The organism is Cohnella sp. 56 (assembly GCF_037963805.1).
In the GTDB taxonomy this organism is placed as follows: domain Bacteria; phylum Bacillota; class Bacilli; order Paenibacillales; family Paenibacillaceae; genus Cohnella.
This window is the reverse complement of the sequence record NZ_JAZDQE010000002.1, coordinates 408,776-431,601: the sequence shown is the minus strand read 5'-3', so window position 1 is coordinate 431,601 and position 22,826 is coordinate 408,776. Positions and strand designations below refer to the sequence as shown.

The 22,826-nt window shown below is 61.3% G+C and carries 15 protein-coding genes; 5 read left to right on the top strand and 10 right to left on the bottom strand.

Annotated features, from left to right (window positions below):
- Nucleotides 1–82: 82 nt before the first annotated feature.
- Complete coding sequence (rpsD, locus tag VQ071_RS04865) at nt 83–682, top strand: 30S ribosomal protein S4 (RefSeq protein ID WP_340512731.1); 600 nt, start codon at nt 83–85, stop codon at nt 680–682.
- Nucleotides 683–1,537: 855 nt separating this feature from the next.
- On the opposite strand, the gene VQ071_RS04860 is transcribed toward rpsD, so the two are convergent.
- Both VQ071_RS04860 and VQ071_RS04855 read right to left on the bottom strand, forming a co-directional pair.
- Nucleotides 1,538–3,079 carry a flotillin family protein gene (locus VQ071_RS04860; RefSeq protein ID WP_340512730.1) on the bottom strand — a complete coding sequence of 514 codons (1,542 nt, stop codon included), beginning with the start codon at nt 3,077–3,079 and terminating at the stop codon, nt 1,538–1,540.
- A 29-nt stretch (nt 3,080–3,108) separates the two neighbouring features.
- Nucleotides 3,109–3,600, bottom strand: a complete 492-nt coding sequence (locus tag VQ071_RS04855; protein ID WP_340512729.1) for a protease — start codon at nt 3,598–3,600, stop codon at nt 3,109–3,111.
- Nucleotides 3,601–3,796: 196 nt separating this feature from the next.
- Here VQ071_RS04855 and VQ071_RS04850 point away from each other — a divergent pair, with 196 nt between their 5' ends.
- A complete protein-coding gene (locus VQ071_RS04850; RefSeq protein ID WP_340512728.1) occupies nt 3,797–6,931 on the top strand; it encodes a transglycosylase domain-containing protein in 3,135 nt (1,044 codons plus the stop codon).
- Nucleotides 6,932–7,039: 108 nt separating this feature from the next.
- Here the strand turns inward: VQ071_RS04850 and acsA are convergent, their stop codons facing one another.
- Nucleotides 7,040–8,764: an acetate--CoA ligase gene (gene acsA / locus VQ071_RS04845; RefSeq protein ID WP_340512727.1), complete on the bottom strand. Its 1,725-nt coding sequence runs from the start codon at nt 8,762–8,764 to the stop codon at nt 7,040–7,042.
- Between the two features lie 331 nt (nt 8,765–9,095).
- On the opposite strand from acsA, the gene VQ071_RS04840 reads away from it, so the two are divergent.
- Nucleotides 9,096–9,728 (top strand): GNAT family N-acetyltransferase, encoded by a 633-nt coding sequence (locus VQ071_RS04840; RefSeq protein WP_340512726.1) that lies wholly within the window; start codon nt 9,096–9,098, stop codon nt 9,726–9,728.
- Nucleotides 9,729–9,747: 19 nt separating this feature from the next.
- Nucleotides 9,748–10,944, top strand: coding sequence for an acetoin utilization protein AcuC (locus VQ071_RS04835; protein ID WP_340512725.1), 1,197 nt, complete (start codon nt 9,748–9,750; stop codon nt 10,942–10,944).
- Nucleotides 10,945–11,086: 142 nt separating this feature from the next.
- Here VQ071_RS04835 and VQ071_RS04830 read toward each other — a convergent pair whose 3' ends face one another.
- The 4 genes from VQ071_RS04830 to VQ071_RS04815 all read right to left on the bottom strand — a co-directional run bounded on the left by VQ071_RS04830 (nt 11,087) and on the right by VQ071_RS04815 (nt 13,975).
- Nucleotides 11,087–11,776 carry a 5'-methylthioadenosine/adenosylhomocysteine nucleosidase gene (locus VQ071_RS04830; RefSeq protein WP_340512724.1) on the bottom strand — a complete coding sequence of 230 codons (690 nt, stop codon included), beginning with the start codon at nt 11,774–11,776 and terminating at the stop codon, nt 11,087–11,089.
- A gap of 109 nt (nt 11,777–11,885) precedes the next feature.
- Nucleotides 11,886–12,893, bottom strand: a complete 1,008-nt coding sequence (gene ccpA, locus VQ071_RS04825; protein WP_340512723.1) for a catabolite control protein A — start codon at nt 12,891–12,893, stop codon at nt 11,886–11,888.
- A 125-nt stretch (nt 12,894–13,018) separates the two neighbouring features.
- Nucleotides 13,019–13,369: a bacillithiol system redox-active protein YtxJ gene (gene ytxJ / locus VQ071_RS04820; RefSeq protein ID WP_340512722.1), complete on the bottom strand. Its 351-nt coding sequence runs from the start codon at nt 13,367–13,369 to the stop codon at nt 13,019–13,021.
- 195 nt (nt 13,370–13,564) lie between these two features.
- Nucleotides 13,565–13,975 carry a hypothetical protein gene (locus VQ071_RS04815; protein ID WP_340512721.1) on the bottom strand — a complete coding sequence of 137 codons (411 nt, stop codon included), beginning with the start codon at nt 13,973–13,975 and terminating at the stop codon, nt 13,565–13,567.
- Nucleotides 13,976–14,259: 284 nt separating this feature from the next.
- On the opposite strand from VQ071_RS04815, the gene VQ071_RS04810 reads away from it, so the two are divergent.
- Nucleotides 14,260–14,784: a type 1 glutamine amidotransferase domain-containing protein gene (locus tag VQ071_RS04810; protein WP_340512720.1), complete on the top strand. Its 525-nt coding sequence runs from the start codon at nt 14,260–14,262 to the stop codon at nt 14,782–14,784.
- A 129-nt stretch (nt 14,785–14,913) separates the two neighbouring features.
- Here the strand turns inward: VQ071_RS04810 and VQ071_RS04805 are convergent, their stop codons facing one another.
- The 3 genes from VQ071_RS04805 to VQ071_RS04795 form a co-directional block, all read right to left on the bottom strand.
- Nucleotides 14,914–18,795, bottom strand: a complete 3,882-nt coding sequence (locus tag VQ071_RS04805; protein WP_340512719.1) for a discoidin domain-containing protein — start codon at nt 18,793–18,795, stop codon at nt 14,914–14,916.
- A gap of 365 nt (nt 18,796–19,160) precedes the next feature.
- Nucleotides 19,161–20,918 carry a phosphoenolpyruvate--protein phosphotransferase gene (gene ptsP, locus VQ071_RS04800; RefSeq protein ID WP_340512922.1) on the bottom strand — a complete coding sequence of 586 codons (1,758 nt, stop codon included), beginning with the start codon at nt 20,916–20,918 and terminating at the stop codon, nt 19,161–19,163.
- Nucleotides 20,918–22,804: a glucose PTS transporter subunit IIA gene (locus VQ071_RS04795; RefSeq protein ID WP_340512718.1), complete on the bottom strand. Its 1,887-nt coding sequence runs from the start codon at nt 22,802–22,804 to the stop codon at nt 20,918–20,920. Before VQ071_RS04795 ends, ptsP begins: the two co-directional genes overlap by 1 nt.
- Between the last annotated feature and the right edge of the window lie 22 nt (nt 22,805–22,826).

The window sequence follows — 22,826 nt, the reverse complement described above, 5'->3', positions numbered from 1 at the left end:
CCTTCCTTCTGTATGGAATACGTTCGGCGCAACGACAACCCATTTTCAAAAAATTCCCTTTTGAAAAAGGAGTCACACATTCATGTCCAGATATACCGGTCCTAAGTTTAAACTGAGCCGTCGCCTCGGCATTTCTCTGAGCGGCACAGGCAAAGATCTCAAGCGCGCGTTCCCTCCGGGACAGCACGGCGCGAACCAACGCCGCAAGATCAGCGGCTACGGCCAGCAATTGCTCGAAAAGCAAAAGCTTCGCCATATGTACGGCCTGAACGAAAAGCAATTCCGCAATCTGTTCGACCGCGCTTCCAAGCTGAAGGGCAAAGCGGGCGAGAACTTCATGTTCCTGCTTGAAAGCCGCCTGGACAACCTGGTATACCGTCTCGGCTGGTCCAACTCCCGTGCAGGCGCGCGCCAGCTCGTCTCCCACGGCCACGTGACCGTGAACGGCAAAAAGGTCGACATCGCTTCCTACACGGTTCAAGTCGGCGACATCATCGGTCTGCGCGAGCGCAGCCGCGGCCTGAAGGCGATCAAGGAAGCTTCGGACTCCCGTCACCACATCGCCGGTTACCTGGACTTCAACCAAGCCGCTATGGAAGGCAAGTACACGCGTCTGCCTAGCCGCGAAGAACTGTCCCAGGACATCGAAGAACAACAAATCGTCGAATTCTACAGCCGCTAATCGCTTCGTACTGGACGCCCCGGTGTTTACCGGGGCGTTCTTTTTTGTATGGAGCCTGGGCTGTGCACGACTCGCGGGACGGGATGGAATGGCTGGCAGCAGCGCGCAGGCAAGACGCCTAGCCTCGCAAGGCCGGAGCAGCCTGTCGCCTGTGCGCCAGGAGAGGCGTTGGGTCGGACTCGCGGCCAGAAGGTCCCATCGCCTCTCCTGGCACAGGCGTTGGGTCGGACTCGCGGCCAGAAGGACCCATCGCCTCTCCTGGTGCAGGCGTTGGGCCGGGCTCACGGCCAGAAGGTCCCATCGCCTCTCCTGGTACAGGCGATGGGCCGGACTTGCGGCCAGAAGGTCCCAACGCCTCTTCTGGTGCAGGCGATGGGCCGGACTCGCGGCCAGAAGGTCCCATCGCCTCTCCTGGTACAGGCGATGGGCCGGACTCGCGGCCAAAAGAGCCGATCGCCTCTTCTGGTGCAGGCGATGGGCCGGACTCGCGGCCAAAAGAGCCGATCGCCTCTTCTGGTGCAGGCGATGGGCCGGACTCGCGGCCAGAAGGTCCCATCGCCTCTTCTGGTGCAGGCGATGGGCCGGACTCGCGGCCAGAAGGTTCCATCGCCTCTTCTGGTGCAGGCGATGGGCCGGACTTGCGGCCAGAAGGTCCGATCGCCTCTCCTGGTGCAGGCGATGGGCCGGACTCGCGGCCAGAAGGTCCGATCGCCTCTTCTGGTGCAGGCGATGGACTAACCGATGGGCGAACGCCAGCGCCCCTCCCCATACACATCTCCCCCTGCCGCCGCACAAAAAAGGAACATCCCGGCCACTGCCCACGCAGTGACGGGATGTTCCTCATTTCAGGCGGCTTTAAAGCTTCGGCTCTGTCGCCCCCGTAGCTCCGGCAGGGGGCTGCGTCAGCGCGGCGGGAGCCGCGACAGGGGCTGTGTCAGGCGCCTTCGCGCCCGGCTTGGTCAGCCGCTGGATCAGCTGTCCGATGTCGATGCCGGATACGCTCTCCAGCATTTCCGGCGCGGTCGCCATCAGCTGCGTCACGTAATTGCTGACGCGCGCGGCGCCTTCGCCATGTCCCGTATCGACGACGGTGAGCTTGTCGATCGCGGAGATCGGCTCCGCTACCTTGCCGGCCAGCTCCGGCAGCATCTTCACGATGATGTCGAGCACCGCCGCCTCGCCGAACTTCTCGAACGCCTCCGCCAGCTTCTCCTTGGCTTCGGCTTCGGCCAGACCGCGCAGCCGGACGACCTCGGCCTCCGCCGTACCTTTCGCCCTGGCCGCTTCGGCCTCGGCCAGACCGTTCAGGCGCTTTTGCTCGGCATTGGCTTTGGCTTCCGCCTCGATGCGGTACTTGTGCGCATCCGCCTCGTTGATCTGCCGGGCCTTGTCGGCCTCGGCCGCCTGTACGACCGCATAGCGATCCGCATCCGCCTTCTTCTTCACTTCGGCGTCGTATTGCTTCTCGCGCCGCAGTATCTCCTTGCCTTCGAGATCGATCTCCCGCTCCTTGCGGACGATCTCGACTTGCATTTGCTCCTCGACGACGCTCTGCTTGGAGCGCGCTTCCTGAATCGAATACGCCTGGTCCGCTTCGGCCTTCGCCACGTCGGATTCCTTTTTGAACGAAGCGACCTTGAGTTCCTTTTCCTTGGTTGCCTCGGCTACGTTCGTATCGCGCAGCAGCTCCGCCTTCTGGCCCTGCTCCTCGGCGGCCGCCTTCTGAATCCGCGAATCCCGGATGGCCTGGGCCTCCGCGATATCCGCGTCGCGCTTGACGGCGGCGATACGCGGCTTGCCCAGCGCCTCGAGATAGCCGTGCTTGTCGCGCACGTCCTTGATCGTGAACGAGACGATCTGGAGACCCATTTTTTTCAAGTCACGCGCCGCCTGGCCTTGTACCTCCTGCGCGAACCGCTCGCGGTTCCGGTACACTTCCTCTACGGTCATCGTCCCGAGTATCGCGCGCAGATGACCTTCGAGCACCTCCTGCGCCTCGCTGCGCAGCGCTTCGGTCGGCTTGCCCATGAACTGCTCGGCCGCCGTCGCCACGTCCTCGACCGCGCCGCCAATCTTGATGATCGCGACTGCATCTGTCAGCACCGGCACGCCTTGCTCGGTATATACCTCGGGCGTGCTCACGTCGAGCTTGTGCGACAGCAGCGAGAGGAATTGAGATTGCTGGAAGATCGGCAGGATGAAGGCGCCCCCGCCCCGCACGATCTTGATGCGCCGCCCAGATTCGTCGACGGATACGTTCTTGCTGCCCAGGAAGGAACCGGTGACGATCATCGCCTCGTCGGGCGCCACCGTCTTGTAGCGCGCCCAGAACGCAATGCCGAGCACGAGCAATACGGCTACGACGATAATCGGAATGAATAGAGCCTCAGGTACCATGTGCATTCTCCTCTGTCCGTTGATATGAATTAGTCCAGCCTTGATACGCCCAGCACGTCGTCCTTCACCCGCACGACGACGACCTTCGTCCCTTCGGCGATCGCCTCTCGATCGAAGCTCTCGGCGATATGGTTGGTATTGCCGGCCCCTACTCTCACCAGCACCTCGCCGTAGCCCGATGCGGGTATCGAGGTGATGACCTCGGCGCGCTTGCCCGCCAGCTCGTGAATCGAATAGGCGACAGAGTTCTCGCTATTCTTCATCGGTCTCACGTAGGCAAAATGCATCGCCAGTCCGCCGATGGCCGCAGCGGAGACCGCGCAGGCGTATATCCCGCCCGGATGAAGCGATGAATATCGCGCGAGCAGCAGCCCCGCCCCTCCGAAGATCGTGATGCCTCCGGCGAAGACGACAGGCTCGAGCAGATCGTGCGACAGCCAGTCGAGCACATCGCCGAATACGAGCGTGACCAGAGCCATGAGCACGCCGAAGGCCAGACAGCTCCAGAACAAAATCTCCATCCTACCCTCTCCCTCTGCCCCAGAATCTGCGTACGCTGTCATGAAGATATACGACAGATATTCCCAAAAGTTTCTCAGACTCCCTTCCATTATACAAGCCAAGCCTGCCAGGCTGCACGCCTGTTGTCTGGGAAGGAAGTCACACGATAGCTAAATGTGGTATAATAATTCTGTTTTGTCGAAGGAGGATACATACATGAGCGATACCTTACAGCCTTCCAAGAAGCCGCAGCGCAAAAAACGCTCGCCTTGGATCATGGCGGTCAAATTGTTTACTTATACGATATTGTGGCTCATTTTATTCGGCGTATTGGCCGGATTGGCCGCAGGCGGCGCGGTGGGCGGCTATATCGCGGCGCTGGTCAAGGACGATCCGATTCGCTCCCGGGCCTTGATCGAGGAAAAAATCAACGAAAACAATGCAACCGGTTTCGTCTATTTTCGGGACGGCACCCTGATCGGACAGCTGCGCACGGAAGAAGACCGCCAGCCGATCCCGTACGACAAGATTCCGCAGGTCATCATAGACTCGACACTTTCCATTGAAGATAAAAACTTTTACAACCACATCGGCGTCGACACAAACGGACTATTCCGCGCGGTCAAGCAGCAGCTGATGAACGAGGACGTGCAGACCGGCGGCAGCACGATCACACAGCAGCTCGCCAGGCGCGTGTTCCTGAGCCTCGACCAGACGCAGAGCCGCAAGGCCAAAGAAATCTTCCTCTCGCTCCGTCTCGAGCGCTTTCTCGGCAAGGAGGAGATTCTGACGGCATACCTCAACAAGATTCCGTACGGCAACGGCGCGTCCGGGTATCAGGTATACGGCATCAAGGCCGCCACCAAGGGCATCTTCGGCATCGAGGATCTGAGCAAGATCAATCTGGCTCAGGCCGCCTATCTCGCCGGATTGCCGCAGCGTCCTTCCGCCTATTCCGCGTTCAACGGCAAGGGCGATTTTAACGAAGCCAACTTCAAGCGCGCGCTGAACAGACAGAAGCTGGTGCTGTCGAAGATGCTCGAGTACGGCAAGATCGACCGGCAGCAATATGACGAAGCGATCGCCTTCGATATTTACAAGTCGCTCGCCAAGCCGACCGAAAAAGCGTACAACACTTACCCTTACCTGATGCTCGAGGTCGAGCGTCAGGCGGCGATGCAGCTCGTGCTGCAGCAGAATCCGACGCTCAAGATCGACGATCTGGAGAAAAAGGAAAACGCCTCTCTCATCGAGGACGCCCGCGAGCAGCTGCTGCGGGGCGGCTACAAGATCATCACGACGATCGACAAGCAGGTCTACGATCTGATGCATAGCGTAGCCGAGGATCCCAAAAACTTCTCGCCCGACAGCAAGACCAAGGGCGTCGAGCAGACGGCGGCGGTCATGCTCGATCACAAGACCGGCGCCATTCTCGGCATGATCGAAGGCCGGGACTTCCATATCGAGCAGCTCAACTTCGCCACTCAGATGCAACGCCAGCCAGGTTCGGCCATGAAGCCGATCGGCGCCTACCTGCCGGCAATCGACAAGGGCCTGATCTCCCCTGCGAGCATACTGGACGACGCGCCGATTATTCTGAAAAACGGCGGCTCGGCCATGCATATTCCGAAAAACTCGAACAACCGCTACTCCGGCCTCGTCACGGCACGGTACGCGCTCAACAACTCGTTGAACATTCCCGCACTCAAGGTGTTCCTCGACAAGGTGACGATCAAGGGCGCATGGGACTTCGCCCGCGAGCTCGGCATCACGACGCTCGTGCCGGAGGACGACTACGCGCAGACCGGCGTCATCGGCGGACTCAAGTACGGCGTGACGGTCGAGGAGCTGACCAATGCGTACGGCGCGATCGCCAACAAAGGCGTGTTCAACGACGCCTATATGATCGAGAAAATGAAGGATACGTACGGCAATATCGTCTATGAACACAAGGCGACGCCCAAGCGCGTCGTCTCCGAGCAGTCCGCCTACCTGATGACCGACATGCTGCGCACGGTCGTCACGGACGGCACGGCCAAGTCGGTCAAGAACGGATTTAAAAATTACGGCAAAATCCCGATCGTGGGCAAGACGGGCACGACGCAGAACTACGCGGACGTCTGGTTCGAGGGCTTCACGCCGGATATCACGCTCGGCGTATGGGCCGGCTACGAGAAATCGGTGCACACGCTCTCGACAGACGGGCATGCCCGTGCACGGGAGATCTGGACGAAGGTCATGAACGTCGTCACGGAAGCGAAGCCCGAGCTGTTCCCGACCAAGGAATTCACGAAGCCGGACGGCATCGTATCGATGACGGTATCGAGCGTGAGCGGCAAGCTGCCGACAGATCTGACCCGCTCCGCCGGCAAGCTGGTCACCGACATCTTCAACAAAAAGTTCATCCCGACGGAGGACGACGACGCGCTCGTCGCCGTCAAGTATATCTCGTACAACGGCGTGAATTATCAGCCCTCGCCCGAAACGCCGGAAGACATGCTGCGCGAATCGGTCATGATCAAGCGGGAAAAGCCGCTTGACGAGCTGATCGAGGAATTGAAGGCAGCGCTCGACAAGGTGCCTGCGGCGAGCCGCAAGCCGCTGTCCTATTATCTGCCGAAGGATGCATCCGGAGGCGCGCCGTCCAAGCCCGATCCGCGCGTGGACGACGGGTCCGCGCCGAGCGCGCCCGGCAACATCCAGGTCGAACAGCTCGGCGGCGGCAAAGTGCGCATCTCGTTCTCCAAGAGTCCGCAGGCGGATGTCGTCGGCTACCGGCTCTATCGGTCCGTTGGCGGCGGCAGCTACGTCAAGGTCGGCGGTTCCGTATTGACCGGCGAGGAGACCCGCTTCATCGACTACACGTCCTCGAGCAACATCAGTTACGCAGTAACGGCCGTCGACGTCGCGGGCAATGAATCGGGCCGCAGTGCTGCCGTCTCTATTGGCGGGGGCGGTGGCAGCACCGACGATCCGGATCAGAACCTCCCGCCGGCCGGAGGAGCAGATAACGGGCTTCCGGTCGACCCGCTCCCAGGCGAGGACGTGCCGTCCGGAGATCCCGGCCAGACGCCTCCTGCCGCACCTTCGGCACCGGGCGGCTTGGCCGCCCAGGCCACATCCGGCGGTGCCAAGCTAACCTGGGCCGCCAATCCCGATACGGACAAGGTGACGCGGTACGAGATCTGGTACAGCGCCAGCGAGCAGGGCAATTATCGGCGCCTCGATTCGACGCAGTCGACCGAATACGAAGCCAAAGGCAAGAACACCGCAGGCTGGTATCGGGTACGAGCCGTCAACGATACGGGCGCCTCGGATTCCTCGGCTTCCGTCGAGGTCAAGAGCAGCTGATCCGCAAGCACTGAGCTGTTTTCCACATCAAGCGACACAGAAAAGGTACAGTCCCTTCGGAATCCGAAGGGACTGTACCTTTTCTCATAGAGGAGAAGATGATTGCTATTAGTCTTCGATCGTGGACAGATCGCCGGTCGGCAGATTGAGCTCCCACGCCTTCAGGACGCGGCGCATGATCTTGCCGCTGCGGGTCTTGGGCAGCTTATCCTTGAACTCGATCTCGCGCGGCGCGGCATGCGCGGACAGCCCGATCTTGACGAACTTGGAGATGTCCGCCTTCAGCTCCTCGGACGGCTCGAAGCCCTCGCGCAGCGAGATGAACGCCTTGATGATCTCTCCGCGGAGCGGATCGGGCTTGCCGATGACGCCTGCCTCCGCGACGGCCGGATGCTCGACCAGCTTGCTCTCGACCTCGAACGGGCCGACGCGCTCGCCGGACGTATTGATGACGTCGTCGATCCGGCCCTGGAACCAGAAGTAGCCTTCTTCGTCCATGTAGGCCGAATCGCCCGATACGTACCAGCCGGGAATGCGGAAGTACTCTTCGTACTTGGCCGGATTGTTCCAGATCTTGCGCATCATCGATGGCCACGGCGTGCGGATCGCCAGGTTGCCCATGCGCATCGGCGGCAGCTCGTTGCCTTGATCGTCGATGATGGCGGCCTGTACGCCCGGAATCGGGCGGCCCATCGAGCCCGGCTTGATCTCCATACTCGGATAGTTGCAGATGAGCTGGCCGCCCGTCTCGGTCATCCACCAGGTGTCGTGGATGCGCTGGTTGTAAACCTTGTGCCCCCAGCGCACGACCTCGGGATTGAGCGGCTCGCCGACGCTGAGCACATGGCGCAGATTCGAGAGATCGTACGACTTGACCGCGTCGTCTCCTGCGCCCATCAGCATGCGGAATGCCGTCGGCGCGCTGTACCAGACGTTCACCTTGTACTTCTCGAGCGTCGCGTACCAATCCTGCGGACTGAAGCGGCCGCCGCGGACGACATTCGTGACGCCGCTCAGCCAAGGCGCGAACACGCCGTACGAGGTTCCGGTCACCCAGCCCGGGTCGGCGGTGCACCAGTAGACGTCGCCTTCCTTGAGGTCAAGCACGATACGGCCGGTGTAATAATGCTGGATCATCGCATTTTGCACATGATAGACGCCCTTGGGCTTGCCGGTGGAGCCGGACGTATAGTGCAGGATCAGCCCGTCCTCGCGTCCGAGCCACTCGATCTCGGCGGATTCGGATGCCCGCGCCATCTCGGCCTTGAAGTCTACGATACCGTCGCCGGCTGCGACGTCGTCGCCGTATACGATCAGATGCTTCAGCTCCGGCAGCTCCGCGCGCGAGATGCGCGGCAGCAGCGTCGGCGTCGTGACGATCGCCACCGCGCCGCTGTCCTGCAGACGATCGCGAACCGCGGTCTCCATGAACGCTTCGAACAGCGGGCCTACGATCGCGCCGACCTTGAGCGCGCCGAGCAAGGCAAAATAAAGCTCGGGCGTCCGCGGCATAAAGATAAAGACGCGATCTCCCTTCGCGATGCCGAGCTCCCTCAGCACATTGGCAAACCGCGCGGACTGCTTCGACAGATCGGCGTACGTGTAGCTCTCGTCGCGCTGCGCATCGCTATAGTGCAAGGCGATCGTGTCGCCTCTGCCCTCTTCGACGTGACGATCGATCGCCTCGTACGCCATATTCACCTTCCCGGTCTGCGACCAGGCGAATCGGCTCTCGATGTCCTCCCAATTGAAGCTGCGCACCGCATCCTCATAAGACCCGAGATTCGCGGAGCTCGCCGTTACGGCCAATCTCTCATCCTGACTTAACGTCATTACCAAATCACCTTCCCGTTGAATTCGCTGCAATGCCGCTGCTTCAATCGACGTATGCGCTTACATGAAGAACAAAGCTCTCGAAGCTTGCTTTTGCCATTATACCATGCGTTCGGCGGTCGTACATAATTGCGGCGGGGAAAAAATCGACCATAAATGGGGCAACATCTGCAAAAGCGACGCAAACATCCGCCGCCCCTTGGCCGTCATGCTGTATAATGAGAGCGTCATATTGACCGCAACCCGGGAAAAGTCGTACGGCCGCGCACATTCAGATATAATAGATTCAGCAGGAAATTACGAAGCTGATCGGCAAGGAGGAACGAGCGATATGGAACATTACAAGCGCTATCAACGCTTCACAAAGCCCGGACGGGCGGGTCCCATCATCGTGGAAGGCCCGGTTCCGCCGGAGCGGCTGCGGGAATGGCGCCTTCACGATACGCTCGATGCCTTCCGCAGGCCCCGCGAGCAGCACGAGGCGCTGGTCGAGATCGCGGAGCTGCCCGAAGGCCGCATTATCGTCGCGCGCGAGGAGGATACCGTCGTCGGCTACGTCACCTTTCATTATCCCGACGAGCTCGAGCGCTGGTCCGAGGGCGGCATGGACGATCTGATCGAGCTTGGCGCCATCGAGGTGGCCGACGATTACCGCTCGCTCGGACTCGGCAAGGCGATGATCACGGCCGCATTCGCCGAGGAGCAGCTCGACAATGCGATCGTGTATACGACCGAATATTATTGGCACTGGGATCTGGAGAAAAGCGGCTTGAACGTCTGGCAGTACCGCGAGATGATGGAGAAGCTCATGAAGTCGGTCGGCATGGTCTGGTTCGCCACGGACGACCCCGAGATCTGCGCGCATCCCGCCAATTGTCTCATGGTCCGGATCGGCAAGGACGTGCCGCTGTCCTCCGCCGAGCAATTCGACCGCGTGAGATTCCGCCAGCGGTTCATGTATTGAAGAAAGGCAGGCGACTTCTTTGTCATCGAAAAACGTCCATGCGCGCTGGATCGATTGCAGCGCCGTCCAGCGGTATTCGTTTCGCGAAGATCATCCGTTCCATCCGATCCGCCTGTCGCTGACAGAGGATCTGCTGGACGCCTGCGGCGCGCTCCAGCCGTCGTACAAGCTCGCGCCGTCGGCCGAGGGCGCCCGGGATGCCGTGGACATGATACATAATCCCGATTATATCGGGACGGCCGTCGCACTGAGCGAGGCCGCTCCGCCGACGGCCGCACAGGATCTGGCCGAGCAGTACGGTCTGGAGGAGGACGGCGATACGCCCTACTTCCCGGGCATGCACGACGCCGCCCTCGCGATCGTGCAAGGCTCGCTGACGGCCGCCGAAGCCGTCATGTCCGGCCGGACGCAGCATGCGCTGCATCTGGGCGGCGGCCTGCATCACGCCTTCCGCGAGCGGGGGGCGGGATTTTGCGTCTACAACGACGCGGCCTGCGCGATCTCCTGGATCCACCGCAAATACGGGGCCAAGGTGCTGTACATCGATACGGACGTACATCACGGAGACGGCGTTCAGTGGAGCTTTTACACCGAACCCGATATATTCACGTACTCGATCCACGAGACCGGCAAATTCCTGTTCCCCGGTAGCGGCTTCGCGCATGAACGGGGCGAAGGCACCGGGTACGGCGCCTGTCTCAACATCCCGGTGGAACCGTATACAGAAGACGATTCCTGGCTCGAGAGCTTCGAGAGCGGTCTGGATCGTGTCGTGCGGGCATTCAAGCCGGATGTCATCGTCAGCCAGCACGGCTGCGACGCACATGCGCTCGACCCGCTCGCGCATATGCATTGCAGCATGCGGATCTACCGCGAGATGCCCCGTCTCATCCATCGGCTCGCGCACGATTATGCCGACGGACGCTGGATCGCGCTCGGCGGAGGCGGCTACGAGCACTGGCATGTCGTACCGCGGGCGTGGAGCCTGCTCTGGCTCGAGATGAGCGATCATCCGCTCCTCCGCACGATCGACGCCCTGCCGAACGGCGGCCCACTGCCGCCCGCCTGGCCCCGTCTCGCCGGTGCCGGGCGTCCCGCCGACCTGCCGCGCACATGGCTCGACGACACCGCCAGCTGGGCGCCGATGCCCAGACGGGCCGAGATTACGGCGCGCAACCGCGAGATCGTCGCCATCGCGCTCCAGCACTTGGGCTGACACGCCAAGCCATCATACCGGCTAATTGCAAATACAAGGGCAGTACCGGTACGGTCGTATGCAACGGACCGTCCGATACTGCCCTTGTTATGTTATGGATGTCCCGGCTGCTGCACCGGGACACCGCGAGCCGGCCGACACGTCAAATATGCTGAAGCATCTCGTCGACGATCGCGAACGATCGATTCGAAGCCGTCACCGTGAACTCGGCGAAGTTCACGTCCGCCGAGCCGTCCGCCTTGTCCGATATCGACCGGATCACGACGTAGGGCACCTTGTTCATGGCGCATACCTGCGCGACGGACGCGCCCTCCATCTCGACGCACGCGCCGCCGAGCTCCTCGCGCAGCCGCAGCACCAGCTGGCGATCGGCAATGAACTGATCGCCGGACAGCACCTTGCCCGCCTTGACATGGCCCGGGTACAGCTTGTCGCCGGCAGCCTGCGCAGCCGCGGACAAGGCCGGGTCCGCCGCCCAGTCCGAGACGTCCTGGTACGGGATGACGCTGCGCGCGTACCCGAGCGCCGTCACGTCGATATCGTGCTGTGCGCTGCTCGTCGAGACGACGATGTCCCCGATGTCCAGCTCCGGATCGAGCGCGCCCGCTACGCCCGTGAAGATTACTTTATCCGCATTGAAGCGGTCGATTAGCACCTGCGTGCACACCGCCGCATTGACTTTGCCTACGCCCGACTTGCACACGACCACATTGCGGCCATGCAGGGAGCCTGCTACGTACCGGATGCCCGAGCGCTGCAGCTCCACCGCGTCCTCGATGGCTGCCAGCAGCAGGTCGATCTCTTCCTGCATCGCGCCGATGATGCCTATCATAACTGTTCGCTCCTTCATATCGAAATAAGAAGCCCTGCGGCAGGCCGTATTGCTCCCGCGCAGGGCGATTCAACGTCTAGGCCGACGAACGAATGGCCGGCAGCCGCTCTTACTGGATCGACGATACCGAATTGCGCACGATAAGCTCGTGCTGCAGCGTCACTCTCGCTTGCTCTACGTTCTCTTTTTTCATCAGCTTCGTGAGCAATCGCATCGAGACTGCGCCGATGTCGTACATCGGCTGCGCGACGGTCGTCAGGAGCGGCCGGACCATCGACGCCATGCGAATATTGTCTACGCCGATGACGGAGATATCGCCCGGCACGGCGAGCCCCGCATCCTGAATGCCGTGGATCGCGCCGATCGCCATCTCGTCGGTCGCCGCGAAGATCGCCGTTGGCCGTTCGGACAGGCCGACGAAGTATTGGGCGGCCTCGATGCCCGACTCGTACCGGTAGTTGCCGATGCGGACGAGCGTCTCGTCCAGCGCGATCCCGCTCTCCTCGAGCGCGCGCTTGTAGCCTTGGTATCGGGCGTAGCCGTTGGCCGGGTCCTGCAGCGTGCCGCTGATCATCGCGATGCGCACATGTCCCTCGGCAAGCAGCTTGCGAACCGCATCGTACGCGGCCGTCTCATGGTCGATATCGACCGAAGGCATCGTGCCCTTCTCGTCGGTCGTCGCGCAGAGCACGATCGGCACGTTGGACGTATTGAACGCCTGGATATGCTCGTCCGTCACGATGCCGCCCATGAACAGAAGCCCGTCCACCTGCTTTTCGAGCAGCGTGTTGATGACGCGAATCTCCTTGTCCTTGCGCTTGTCCGCATTGCACAAAATAATGTTGTAATGATACATGTTGGCGATATCCTCGATGCCCCGGGCGACCTCGGCGAAGTTCGCATTCGCGATATCGGGAATGACGACGCCGACCGTCGTCGTCTTCTTGCTGGCGAGGCCGCGGGCCACGGCGTTCGGACGGTAGCCGAGACGTTCGATCGCCTCGTATACCTTTTTCCTCGTCTGCGGCTTCACGTTCGGATTATTATTGACAACGCGGGATACCGTTGCCATCGATACGCCGGCCTCTCTGGCCACGTCATATATAGTTACCGTCACATTCACCGCTCCATTTATTCATGTCAGGTCTCTGTCAAGTCATAGGACCATCCATGGTATATTAAGGTAATGATACGACAAAAGCCGTTTTTCCGCAATGGCTCTGAAGCGTACGAAGCCCGTTCCTATGCGTCCGCTCCGACGCGCTCCGTCAAAAACTCGGACGTAATGCGCCAATGCGACTCGTCCCACACCGGCTTGCCGTCGCGAACCAGAATGGCCTGCGGCGACTTGTGCTGAATCTGCAGCGTCTCGGCGATCGCATTGCTGACAGGACGTTCCTCGATGACGTGAACGATGGCGACGTCGACAGGCAGATCGCTGCGGGCGGCCAAGTAGCGGTCGAGTTCATCGTGCGCCCCGGCGCTGATCGGACAGGAGGTGCTGTGCTTGAACACAAGCAGCGGCTTGCTCCCGGAATTTTCGAGCGCCCGCTCCCATTGTTCGACTGTCATCAGTCTCTTCGGCTCCGGCATATCGTTCATCCTCCTTGAAAATCATTTCGCTGATTTTCATGGTAGCAGAAATGAAAAAGTTTCGCAAAAAAAATGCCCGCTTGCGGCATAAAACAGCCGAATCGGACATTCATTCAAGCTGTGCGTACCGTCGCGGCCCCAACCGGCTGCAGACGCATTCGATCTCGGATCGCTTCGGCACGCAGAGCGCGGAGATCAACTGATAAATTGCCCGCTGAGCTGGGTAAGCCGGCTCTCCAGCTCCCGCTTCCAGCTCTCGTCCCCTAACGCCGCCGCGACAAGCAGCAGGTCGAGCAAGTCGTTCGTTCTCTCCTGGGCCATGCGCGACACGGTCGACGTCAGCAGCGGCTCGCGGCTCGCCGCAGCCTCGCTCAGCACGCCTGCCCATTCGTGAACTTCGTCGAACGAGATGCTGCTCGGCTGCGGCTCGGGGCCCAGGCTGGCCAGCAGTTGACTGAGATCGCTCTTGACACCGGGAAATACGACATTGCGCGAGCAGGCTTCGCAGGCATAGACGGGCACATTGCGGATATTCACCGTCTTGGCGTAATAAACCGTACGCAGACCAAGCGACATTTCTTCGCCGCAATCACAACGATTAAACAAAGGGCTCTCTCCTAACACGCTCTCCGAGGTGCGTCCCGAACCGTGCCGTCACGGGACTCCACGGGACTCTTGGCTGCGTCTTCACATATGAGTGAGTATATTCGGCGGCTGGCCGAGAAAATCCTGCTCTGACGGGAACTGCAATTTATGGAAGTCGCTCAACCCGGCAGCCTGCTGTGCGAAGCCGCCCGGACCGATGTGATGAAGCGCCGCCGCGAATGTGCTAGGATAAAAAAAGCGAGCCGGCTCGCCGGTCCGCATCATGCGATGCAGGAGGTTAAACTTTGTCACAAGCCAAAAATGTCATCTGCCTCATAGACGACGAATTCGAAGATCTCGAGCTGTGGTATCCCGTCTACCGTGCCCGAGAGGAAGGCGCGACCGTCCTGTATGCCGGGCCGGAGAAGGGCCGCAAGCATATCGGCAAATACGGCGTGCCTGCGGTCGCCGATCTGTCCTACGAGGAGCTGGACGCCAATAAATGCGACGGACTGCTGGTGCCGGGCGGCTGGGCGCCGGACAAAATCCGCAGGAGCGAGGCCGTGCAAGCGTTCGTGCGCGAGATCGATCGCGCCGGCAAGCCGATCGGCCAGATCTGCCATGCGGGATGGGTGCTCATCTCGGCCAAGATGCTGCAGGGCCGCCAAGTCACCTCGACGCCGGGCATCCGCGACGATATGGAAAATGCGGGCGCGATCTGGCATGACGAAGTCGTCGTCGTGGACGGCAACCTGATCTCGGCGCGGCGCCCGCCCGATCTGCCCGAATACGCCAAGGCGTTCTGCGACGTGCTGTACGGCAGACGCTAATCCGCCCCCTGCAAGCGAAGTCTGTAGCGCAGCTGCAGCGGTCGGGCAGGCAGAGCAAAGAGGCAAGCCGCGGCTTGCCTCTTTTGCTTCGGCATCATTGCAAAAAACTCCGATATTCCTGCCAGACGCCTACCAGTTGTTCCCCGATACCCGCGTTACCTGGAAGTTCGGGCTTTGGCTTTCTCCGTAGATCGCCTGTACGCCCGGGTTGTTCACCTTCACATTTTTAAAGCTCGCTCCGCCGACCGCGGGACCCTGCCCCTGCTCCGCCTTCACGACCAGCTTGATGCCGTAGCGCGCCGGGCGGTTGATGTTGATGTTTTCCAGCCTGACGTTCTGCATGGCGAGCGCGTTCGGATACATCGTCTGGAACATGAGCCCGAAGTATACCGAATCGTTGATATCGACGTTTTTGACGACGATGTTCTTGAACGTCCGGTCGCCCGAATAGAACCAGATCGCGCCGAAGTTCTGATAGTCGTTGATCTTGTCGTCGGCGCCCACACTCGTCCAGAAGTCGCCGCCCGTACGGTCGAGCGTGATGCCGTCGAACACCGTGTCCGCGTCCCCGAAGCCGAGCGTGTTGTAGCCGAAGCTGTAGCTGCTGATCGTCACGCCCGGATAGGTCAGCGTGTCCGCAGCGTACAGATTGCTGAACGTGTTGCCCGAGCCGCCGTACACCGCAAACGCCGCCGCGCGCCTGACGTTAACCGCAGTCAGGTTCGTATATTGGTTGCCGGTGTTGTAGGAGCCGCCCGCGTCGGAGGCGCTGAACAGGGCGAACGAGTCGTCGCCGGTGCCGCGCGCATAGTTGTTGTCGATGATGTTGTTGGACGAGCCGTTGGTCATATTGATGCCGTCCGCGAACGTATTTTTGATCCGGTTGTTCTTAAAGGTGTTGCCCGACGAGTTGACGCCCCAGTACAGGCAGACGAAGTGCTCCACCCACAGGTTTTGCACGGTTACGTTCTGCATGCCGTTGCCGTCGATGAACTTGCCCGGTCCGTCGACGCGGTTAATATAGTTGCCCCACGCCGACAAATCCCTGATCGTCGAGCCGTTGGCGGTGGAGCTGATGTTGAAGCCGACATCGGTGTTGGATTGGTTTTGCGGCGCTACCAGCTTCGTATGCCACGGGCCTGCGCCGACGATCTCGGTCGCCCTGCCGTACAGGAAAATCTTGCTGTTGATCGTCCAGGTGCCGGCCGGGATGTAGATGCCCTTTTTGCTCGGATCGGCTCTGAATTCGGACAGCGCCTGATCGATCGACTTGGAGGCGGACACCTCGACATACTTGGACGAGTCCGGGTTGGCGGCCGGCGGAGCGACGTTTTCCGTCTCCAGCAGGTCGGCATAAATCCACGGCACATCGCCCGAGTCGAGCTGAATCTTGATCTTCGTCCCGACCGGGTATACCTGGTCAAGCATGAGCTGCGCGTCCTCGTACAGCCAGTAGGCCGTCAGGCCCGAGCCCGGCGCATTGTCGTAGCCCAGCCGTCCGAGCGTGCTCGGCGTCGCGTACAGGTACGAGAATTTGGACGATACGTTAAACTTGCCCTTGGCGGTGCCGTTTGCGTAAATGCTGACCGTGCCGTTGGTGTTCTCGGCGACGGCATTGCGCAAGACGAAGGCGTTGGCCGGAGCGGTCAGCGTAAATTCGACATACTTGCCGGGCGCATCCAGACGTACGGCGGAGCGGCCAGACGCTTCGCCGGCATAGTCGCCGGGATTGAAGTTGGGCGCCAGCCGTGTGCCGTTCGTGGCGTTGCCTGCCGCCTCGGCCTCGAGCACGGTGAACGGCATGTTGGCGCCGCGTCCGACATACAGGCCGGTAGTGACGGCGTTGTTGCCTTGCTTGACCGCCGCTTCGTTGGTATCGGCGGCGGCCGTGGCCGTCACCGTGTAGCTGCCGTTCGCAGCCGTCCACGTACCCGAGACGCTGACGTTCACCGCAGCGCCGGCCGCGATGACGCCCGTATAGGAGGCGTTCCAGGTTTGAAGCGTTGTGCCCTGCGCGTTTTTGAGCGTGACGACGATGCCGTGCGCGCCGCCCGCGGTCGCGATATTGCCCTGGTTTTTCAGATTGACGGTAAACGATACCGTATTGCCCGCACTCGGATTGCCGGGGTTCCACGATACGGTCGGCACGAGGTCCGAACTTTGGATCTGGCCTACGTTCAGCTGCGAAGCATGCGTGTAGCTGTTGTTGCTTTCGTTTTGCTCGATGACGGCGTTGCTCTCGTCGACCTTGGCGCCGATTGTGTAGGCGCCGGCAGCGCGCGCGCCGATGTTCAGCGTCGATGTGGCCGATGCGCCGGCTGCCAGCGCGCCGACCGATGCGGTGCCCGCCAGCGTGCCGTTGACGTAGAAGCCGACCGTCGTCGCGCCGGAGGCGAGGCTGCCCACATTTTTGACGACTGCGCTCAGCGTCACCGCGTCGCTCTCGATCGGCGAGGACGGCGTCCACGACATGCCGGTAATCGTCAAGTCGGGGTTCGGAGCGGGCGTGCCGTAAACCTCGAATTCGGCCACCTGTCCGGCGGGCGCGCCCGAGTTGGCGGAGATGTTCAGCTGCAGCCGCTTCACCTTGGCAGAGACCGATATCGTCACCGTATTGCCCGTGGATGGGTTAAACGTATAGGATTGCGCCGATACGACATTGCTGAACGTGGTCGCACCTTGCGCCTGGCCGAGCACCTGGATCGTCTGGGTGCGCGTGGACCAGGCGGCGTTCGGATTGAGCTTCAGCACGACCGAGGTGACATTGTAGTCGGCGCCGAGGTCAACCGTCAGCGTGCTCGGATTGCCCCCGCCCTCCCAATAGGTGGCCGTGTCGCCGTCGTTGGCGTTGGTCGCCGTGTAAGTAAACGTGCTGGAGGAAGCCTCGATCGCCTTGCCGAGCGCGATATTGCCGCCGGTCGGAGGCGGCGTCGATGTCGGTGTCGACGTCGGCGTGCTCGTAGGCGTCGCGGTCGGGGTTGCTGTTGGCGTCGTCGTTGGTGTCGCTGTCGGGGTCGCCGTTGGTGTGCTTGTCGGCGTCGCCGTTGGCGTGGCCGTCGGTGTGGCCGTCGGCGAAGCGCTTTTTGCGACTACGATCTGGTCGAGATTGACGTTGCCGCCGTCTCCCGCATCGTATTTGTAAGCGATCGTATTGCTGCCCGCGGCGAGCGCCAGCGTCTCGGTCTTGGTCGCCCACGTGTTCCAGTCGGCCTGGTTCGCGAGCGTCGTTTGCTTGATTTTGGCGCCGTTCACGTAGATGCTGATCGTCTTGGCGCCGCCCGACGCATTGGCGTATTTGAGCGTTACGTCATAATTGCCGGCGGTCGCGCCGCTCAGGCTGAACGTAGTCGCCGCTCCCTGCGTCCAGTAGCCGTCGACGAAGCCCGTTCCGGCATAGCCGGTATGGTCATTGTTCACCTTGGCGCCGCCGGACAGCGCAGCCGCCTCGGCCTGGAATGTGCCTTCGGTCGCCGGCGCTGTCCCTTGTCCGTATATTTCCAGCTCGGACAGCTGCCCGGCCTGCCAGCCCGTATTGGCGGTGAAGCTCAGGCGCACGTAGCGCGTGCTCGTATCGCTGAACGTAATCGTCACCGTGTTGTTGTTCGCCGTCGGGTCGAACGTATAGCTCGCCTGGCTGACGATGCCGGAGAACGATGTGCCGTTCGTGCTGCCCTGCACCGCGATCGTCTGCGTGCGCGCGCCCCATCCGGCAGGCAGCTTCAGCACGAGCCGGTTCACTGACGTACTGCTGCCCAGATCGACCTGAATCCATTGCGGAAACGCATTGTTGACGCTCTCCCAGTAGGTCGCCTGATTGCCGTCGTTAACGTTGCTCGGCTGATAAACATCGCTGTAGCCGCTGGCCGTCGCCGTTTTGCCGAGCGCCAGGTTGGTCTCTCCGGCAGCCGAAGCCCGCGACGGCGGATAAGAGAGCTGCGCCGCGCACACAGCCAGCACGAGCAGCCAGATCAAATAGGACGAGCGTCGGGTCGAGAACATAAATGTACGCATAATAACCTCCTTCAGAATAGGGGCTGCGGAATAATGATGGACTTGCTCCGATCGTGCATGCAGGCTGCATTCAATCGTTTGATAGCGGTTACAAAAACGCCCCCTCTCGACTTGATGGCATACCGGTCCGCCCACATCCATAGATGGGCCCGGCAAACCTAGCATAAGCGACATACGGGGCACTGTTGAAGATGCGATCCTACGCAGATGATGTGTAATCGTAATATGTAGCAGCTTGAAGCACCATTGCGGTCATCCGCTGTTGGCGCCGCCCGCATTCCGACCATATAAAAAAACCTCCGCCGATACGGCTCATGGCTGTATCGGCGAAGGCAAACAAATACGAAGCTGGTGACCGCCGGGAATCAGCGCATGCCCGGATGAACGCTCCCGTCCTGGATGGCGGCCTCGGCATGGAACCGCTCCAGCCGCTCCTTGATCTCGGCGGCCGAGCGCAGCGCGAACAGTTCTTCGACCAGCTGCCTGCAGGCAATGGCGTTCGTCCGCAGCATCGCCGCCTTGACGGGCAATATCGCCTGCACGGACATGCTGAGCGTCTGGATGCCGAGTCCGATCCAGATCGGGATCGCCCGCACGTCGCCCGCCATCTCCCCGCATACGCTGACAGGAATGCCCTTGCGCCCGGCCGCTTCGGCGACGCTACGCAGCATGCGCAGCACGGCCGGATGATAGGGCTCGTACAGATGATTGATCTGATCGTTCATCCGGTCTACGGCCAGCGTGAATTGGACCAGATCATTGGTGCCGATGCTGAGGAACGATACTTCGTCCGCCAGCAGGTCGGATATTACCACTGCCGCCGGCACCTCGATCATCGCGCCGGTCGGCAGCCCTCCCTTGCAAGGTATTCCCTCCGCTTCGAGCTCGCGCTGCGCCTCGGCGAGCAGCGCGCCCGCGGCGCGAACCTCCTCGATCGATGTGATGAGCGGATACATCACGCGAATATCCCCGAATACGGCAGCCCGCAGTATCGCACGCAGCTGCGTCTTGAACAGGTCGCGCCGGTCGAGGCTGAAGCGGATGGCGCGATAGCCGAGGAACGGATTGTTCTCCTCGGGCATGTCGTAGTAGTCGAGCTGCTTGTCGCCGCCGATATCGAGCGTGCGGATCGTCAGCGCCGCGCCGCCCAGCCGCTCCGCCGCCGCTCTGTACACCTCGAATTGCTCCTCCTCGGTGGGGAACCGCGACCGGTCCATATACAAAAATTCGGTGCGGAACAGCCCTACGCCCGCCGCGCCTCTCGACAGCGCCGCGTCCAGCTCCTTGGTCGAGCTGATGTTGGCCGCCAGCGCCAGCCGCGAGCCGTCGGGCGTCACCGCAGGCACCTTCACCAGATCCTGCAGGCGCTCCTTGGCCTCGAGATGCTGCCTGCGCAGCTCCGTATAGCGGCCGACCGTCTCCGCGTTGGGCATGACGGCCAGCGTGCCTGCGCCTCCGTCGAGGATGAGCAGATCCCCCGTCACAATCGGCCGTTCAAGCTTGCCCTCGACGCCCATGACGAGCGGTATGCCGAACGCCCGGGCCATAATCGCAGAGTGCGAGGATGCGCTGCCGATCATCGTGACGATGCCGAGCACGACGTCGGGCTTCAGATGGATAAGCTGCGACGGGGTCAGCTCCCGCGCCACAAGCACGAACGGCTGGTTGTCCGACGGCAGCGAGATCTCGGGCGCGCCCAGCAGATGCTTGAGCAGCCGGTTGCCGACATCCTTGATGTCCAGCGCCCGCTCCTTCATATATTCATCGTCGAGCAGGTCGAACATCGTCACAAAGTGATCGATCGCCTCCTTCACGGCGACGGCCGCGGCCTTGTATTGGCGCTGTATGATGCCCTGAATCTCGTTCATGAACACCGGATCGTCGAGGATGGCCAGATGCGCGTCGAATATGCTGACCTCCTCTCGACCGACGGTTTCATCCAGTTCGTGCTTCATCTGATGAATCTCGGACTTGGACTGCTTGACGCCCTCGTACAGCCGTTCGAACTCATGCGCGAGATCGAGGGCCTCGATCTTCTGTTCGGGCAGCTCCCATTCCCAGTTAGGCAGTACGAATGCCTTGCCGATGGCGATGCCCTCCGAGCCTCCGATCGCGTGGATCATCATAGCTGTGCCCCCTTGTTCTCTCTCTCTTTGACGACGACCGACATGACCGCCGCCTGGCCTTTTTTGACCGCCTTAAACGGCGCGAAGCGCCAGGATCGTACGATATCCGAATTCGTGATGACCATCGGCGTCGCCAGCGACTTGGCATGCGCCTTGAGCGTGGGCAGATGGAACCGGATGAGCGGCTGCCCGGGCATGACCTCGTCGCCTTCCTTGACCAGGGCCGTGAAGCCTTCGCCGTTCATCTGGGACGTATTGATCCCGATATGCAGCAGCACTTCGAGCCCTTCGGGCGTCTCGATCCCGATGGCGTGCTTGGTCGGATACAGATGGATGATCTTGCCCCTCACCGGCGCGACCAGCTCGCCCTTGTCTGGGATGAACGCCACACCTTTGCCTACGAGCTTCTGGGCAAAAATCGGATCGTCCACCTCTTCGAGCGGGATCATCCGGCCCTGGAGCGGCGCGTGGAACTGGACCTGATGCACGTCGAGCTGCATCAGCTTGACGATCTCGGCCCGGATCAGGTCGGAGTAGGTGCCGAACACGACCTGCACATGCCCCCCGCCGAGACTGATGACGCCCGCCGCGCCAAGATGCCGCAGGCTCTTGGCATCGACGCGCCGATCGTCGTTCAGTGTCAGCCGCAGCCGGGTGATGCACGCTTCGATGCGCGCGATGTTGTCCTTGCCCCCGAGCGCCTGCAGGACGAGCGGGGCTCTGTACGGGATATCCCCGCCCCAGTCGTCCAGTCGTGTCGAGTCCTCGCGCCCCGGCGTGGACAGCTGGAATTTGCGGATGCTCCATCTGAACAAGACGTAATAGAATGCGCCCACTGCCAGCCCGATCGGGATGATCAGCCAACCGCGCTCGGACAGCCTGAAGTTGATGATGTATTCAAGCGCGCCCGCCGAGAAGGTGAAGCCTTCGCGAATGCCGAGCGCGTAGGTGAGCCACATAATGCCGCCGGACAGCAGCGCATGGACGATGAACAAGTACGGCGCGACGAACAGGAATGCGAATTCGACCGGCTCGGTGACGCCCGTCATAAAAGCCGTCAGCGCTGCGACGCGGAACTGCTTGGCCGTCTTCGGCTTGAGATCCTCTCTCGCCTCGTGGATGATCGCATAGGCGATCGCCGGCAGCGCGAACATAATGATCGGATACAGCCCCGTCATATAGACGCCGGCCGTGGGGTCTCCCGCAAAAAATCTCGGCATGTCCCCGAAAAAGACGCTGCCGTCGGGTGCCCGGTATTCGCCGATCTGAAACCAGAACAGATGGTTGAGCACGTGGTGCAGGCCGAACGCCACCAGAATGCGGTGAAGAAAGCCGTATAAAAAAATGCCGAAGCCGCCGGCGGAATTCACGAGACCGCCCGTAGCGTCGATCCAGGCGAGCAATCCCTGTCCGATCCCGATCATCGCCCATGAGAAAAAAAAGGAAAAGGCACTCATGAAAATCGGCACGAAACGGGTGCCGCCGAAAAACTGCAGCGACTCCGGAAGCTGCAAAGACTTGAAGCGCTCGTTCGCCCAACCTGAAAGCATCCCGATGACCACGCCGGCAAACATGGACGGCTGCACGCCGCCCGGATCGTAGGTCTGCGTCACCGCGCCGAAGATCATCATGCCGACGAGCGCCGCCATCCCCGCCTGAACGGCCTGATTGGACAGCCCCAAGGCGATCCCGACTGCGAATATATATGGAATATAGGCGAAAATCGCCATCCCGGCCGCATTCAGCAGGGAAGGCGCGGATGCGAGACCGACCGATTCCCAGGGCAGCCGCGACAGCAGCAGGAAGATGGCGGCCGCGGGCAGAACCGTCATGGGCAGCATCATCGCCCGGCCCAGTCGTTGCAAATATCCGATGCCGAACATGCGTCATTCGATCCTCCTTTCC

Bases quoted from the DNA above. Each gene is read 5' to 3' on its own strand.
- ptsP (WP_340512922.1), bottom strand. From the start codon at position 20,918: ATGATCCACGCGATCGGAGGCTCGGAGGGCATCGCCATCGGCAAGGCA.
- VQ071_RS04805 (WP_340512719.1), bottom strand. From the start codon at position 18,795: ATGCGTACATTTATGTTCTCGACCCGACGCTCGTCCTATTTGATCTGG.
- VQ071_RS04850 (WP_340512728.1), top strand. From the start codon at position 3,797: ATGAGCGATACCTTACAGCCTTCCAAGAAGCCGCAGCGCAAAAAACGC.
- rpsD (WP_340512731.1), top strand. From the start codon at position 83: ATGTCCAGATATACCGGTCCTAAGTTTAAACTGAGCCGTCGCCTCGGC.
- VQ071_RS04840 (WP_340512726.1), top strand. From the start codon at position 9,096: ATGGAACATTACAAGCGCTATCAACGCTTCACAAAGCCCGGACGGGCG.
- VQ071_RS04860 (WP_340512730.1), bottom strand. From the start codon at position 3,079: ATGGTACCTGAGGCTCTATTCATTCCGATTATCGTCGTAGCCGTATTG.
- acsA (WP_340512727.1), bottom strand. From the start codon at position 8,764: ATGACGTTAAGTCAGGATGAGAGATTGGCCGTAACGGCGAGCTCCGCG.
- VQ071_RS04855 (WP_340512729.1), bottom strand. From the start codon at position 3,600: ATGGAGATTTTGTTCTGGAGCTGTCTGGCCTTCGGCGTGCTCATGGCT.
- VQ071_RS04795 (WP_340512718.1), bottom strand. From the start codon at position 22,804: ATGTTCGGCATCGGATATTTGCAACGACTGGGCCGGGCGATGATGCTG.
- VQ071_RS04830 (WP_340512724.1), bottom strand. From the start codon at position 11,776: ATGATAGGCATCATCGGCGCGATGCAGGAAGAGATCGACCTGCTGCTG.
- ytxJ (WP_340512722.1), bottom strand. From the start codon at position 13,369: ATGCCGGAGCCGAAGAGACTGATGACAGTCGAACAATGGGAGCGGGCG.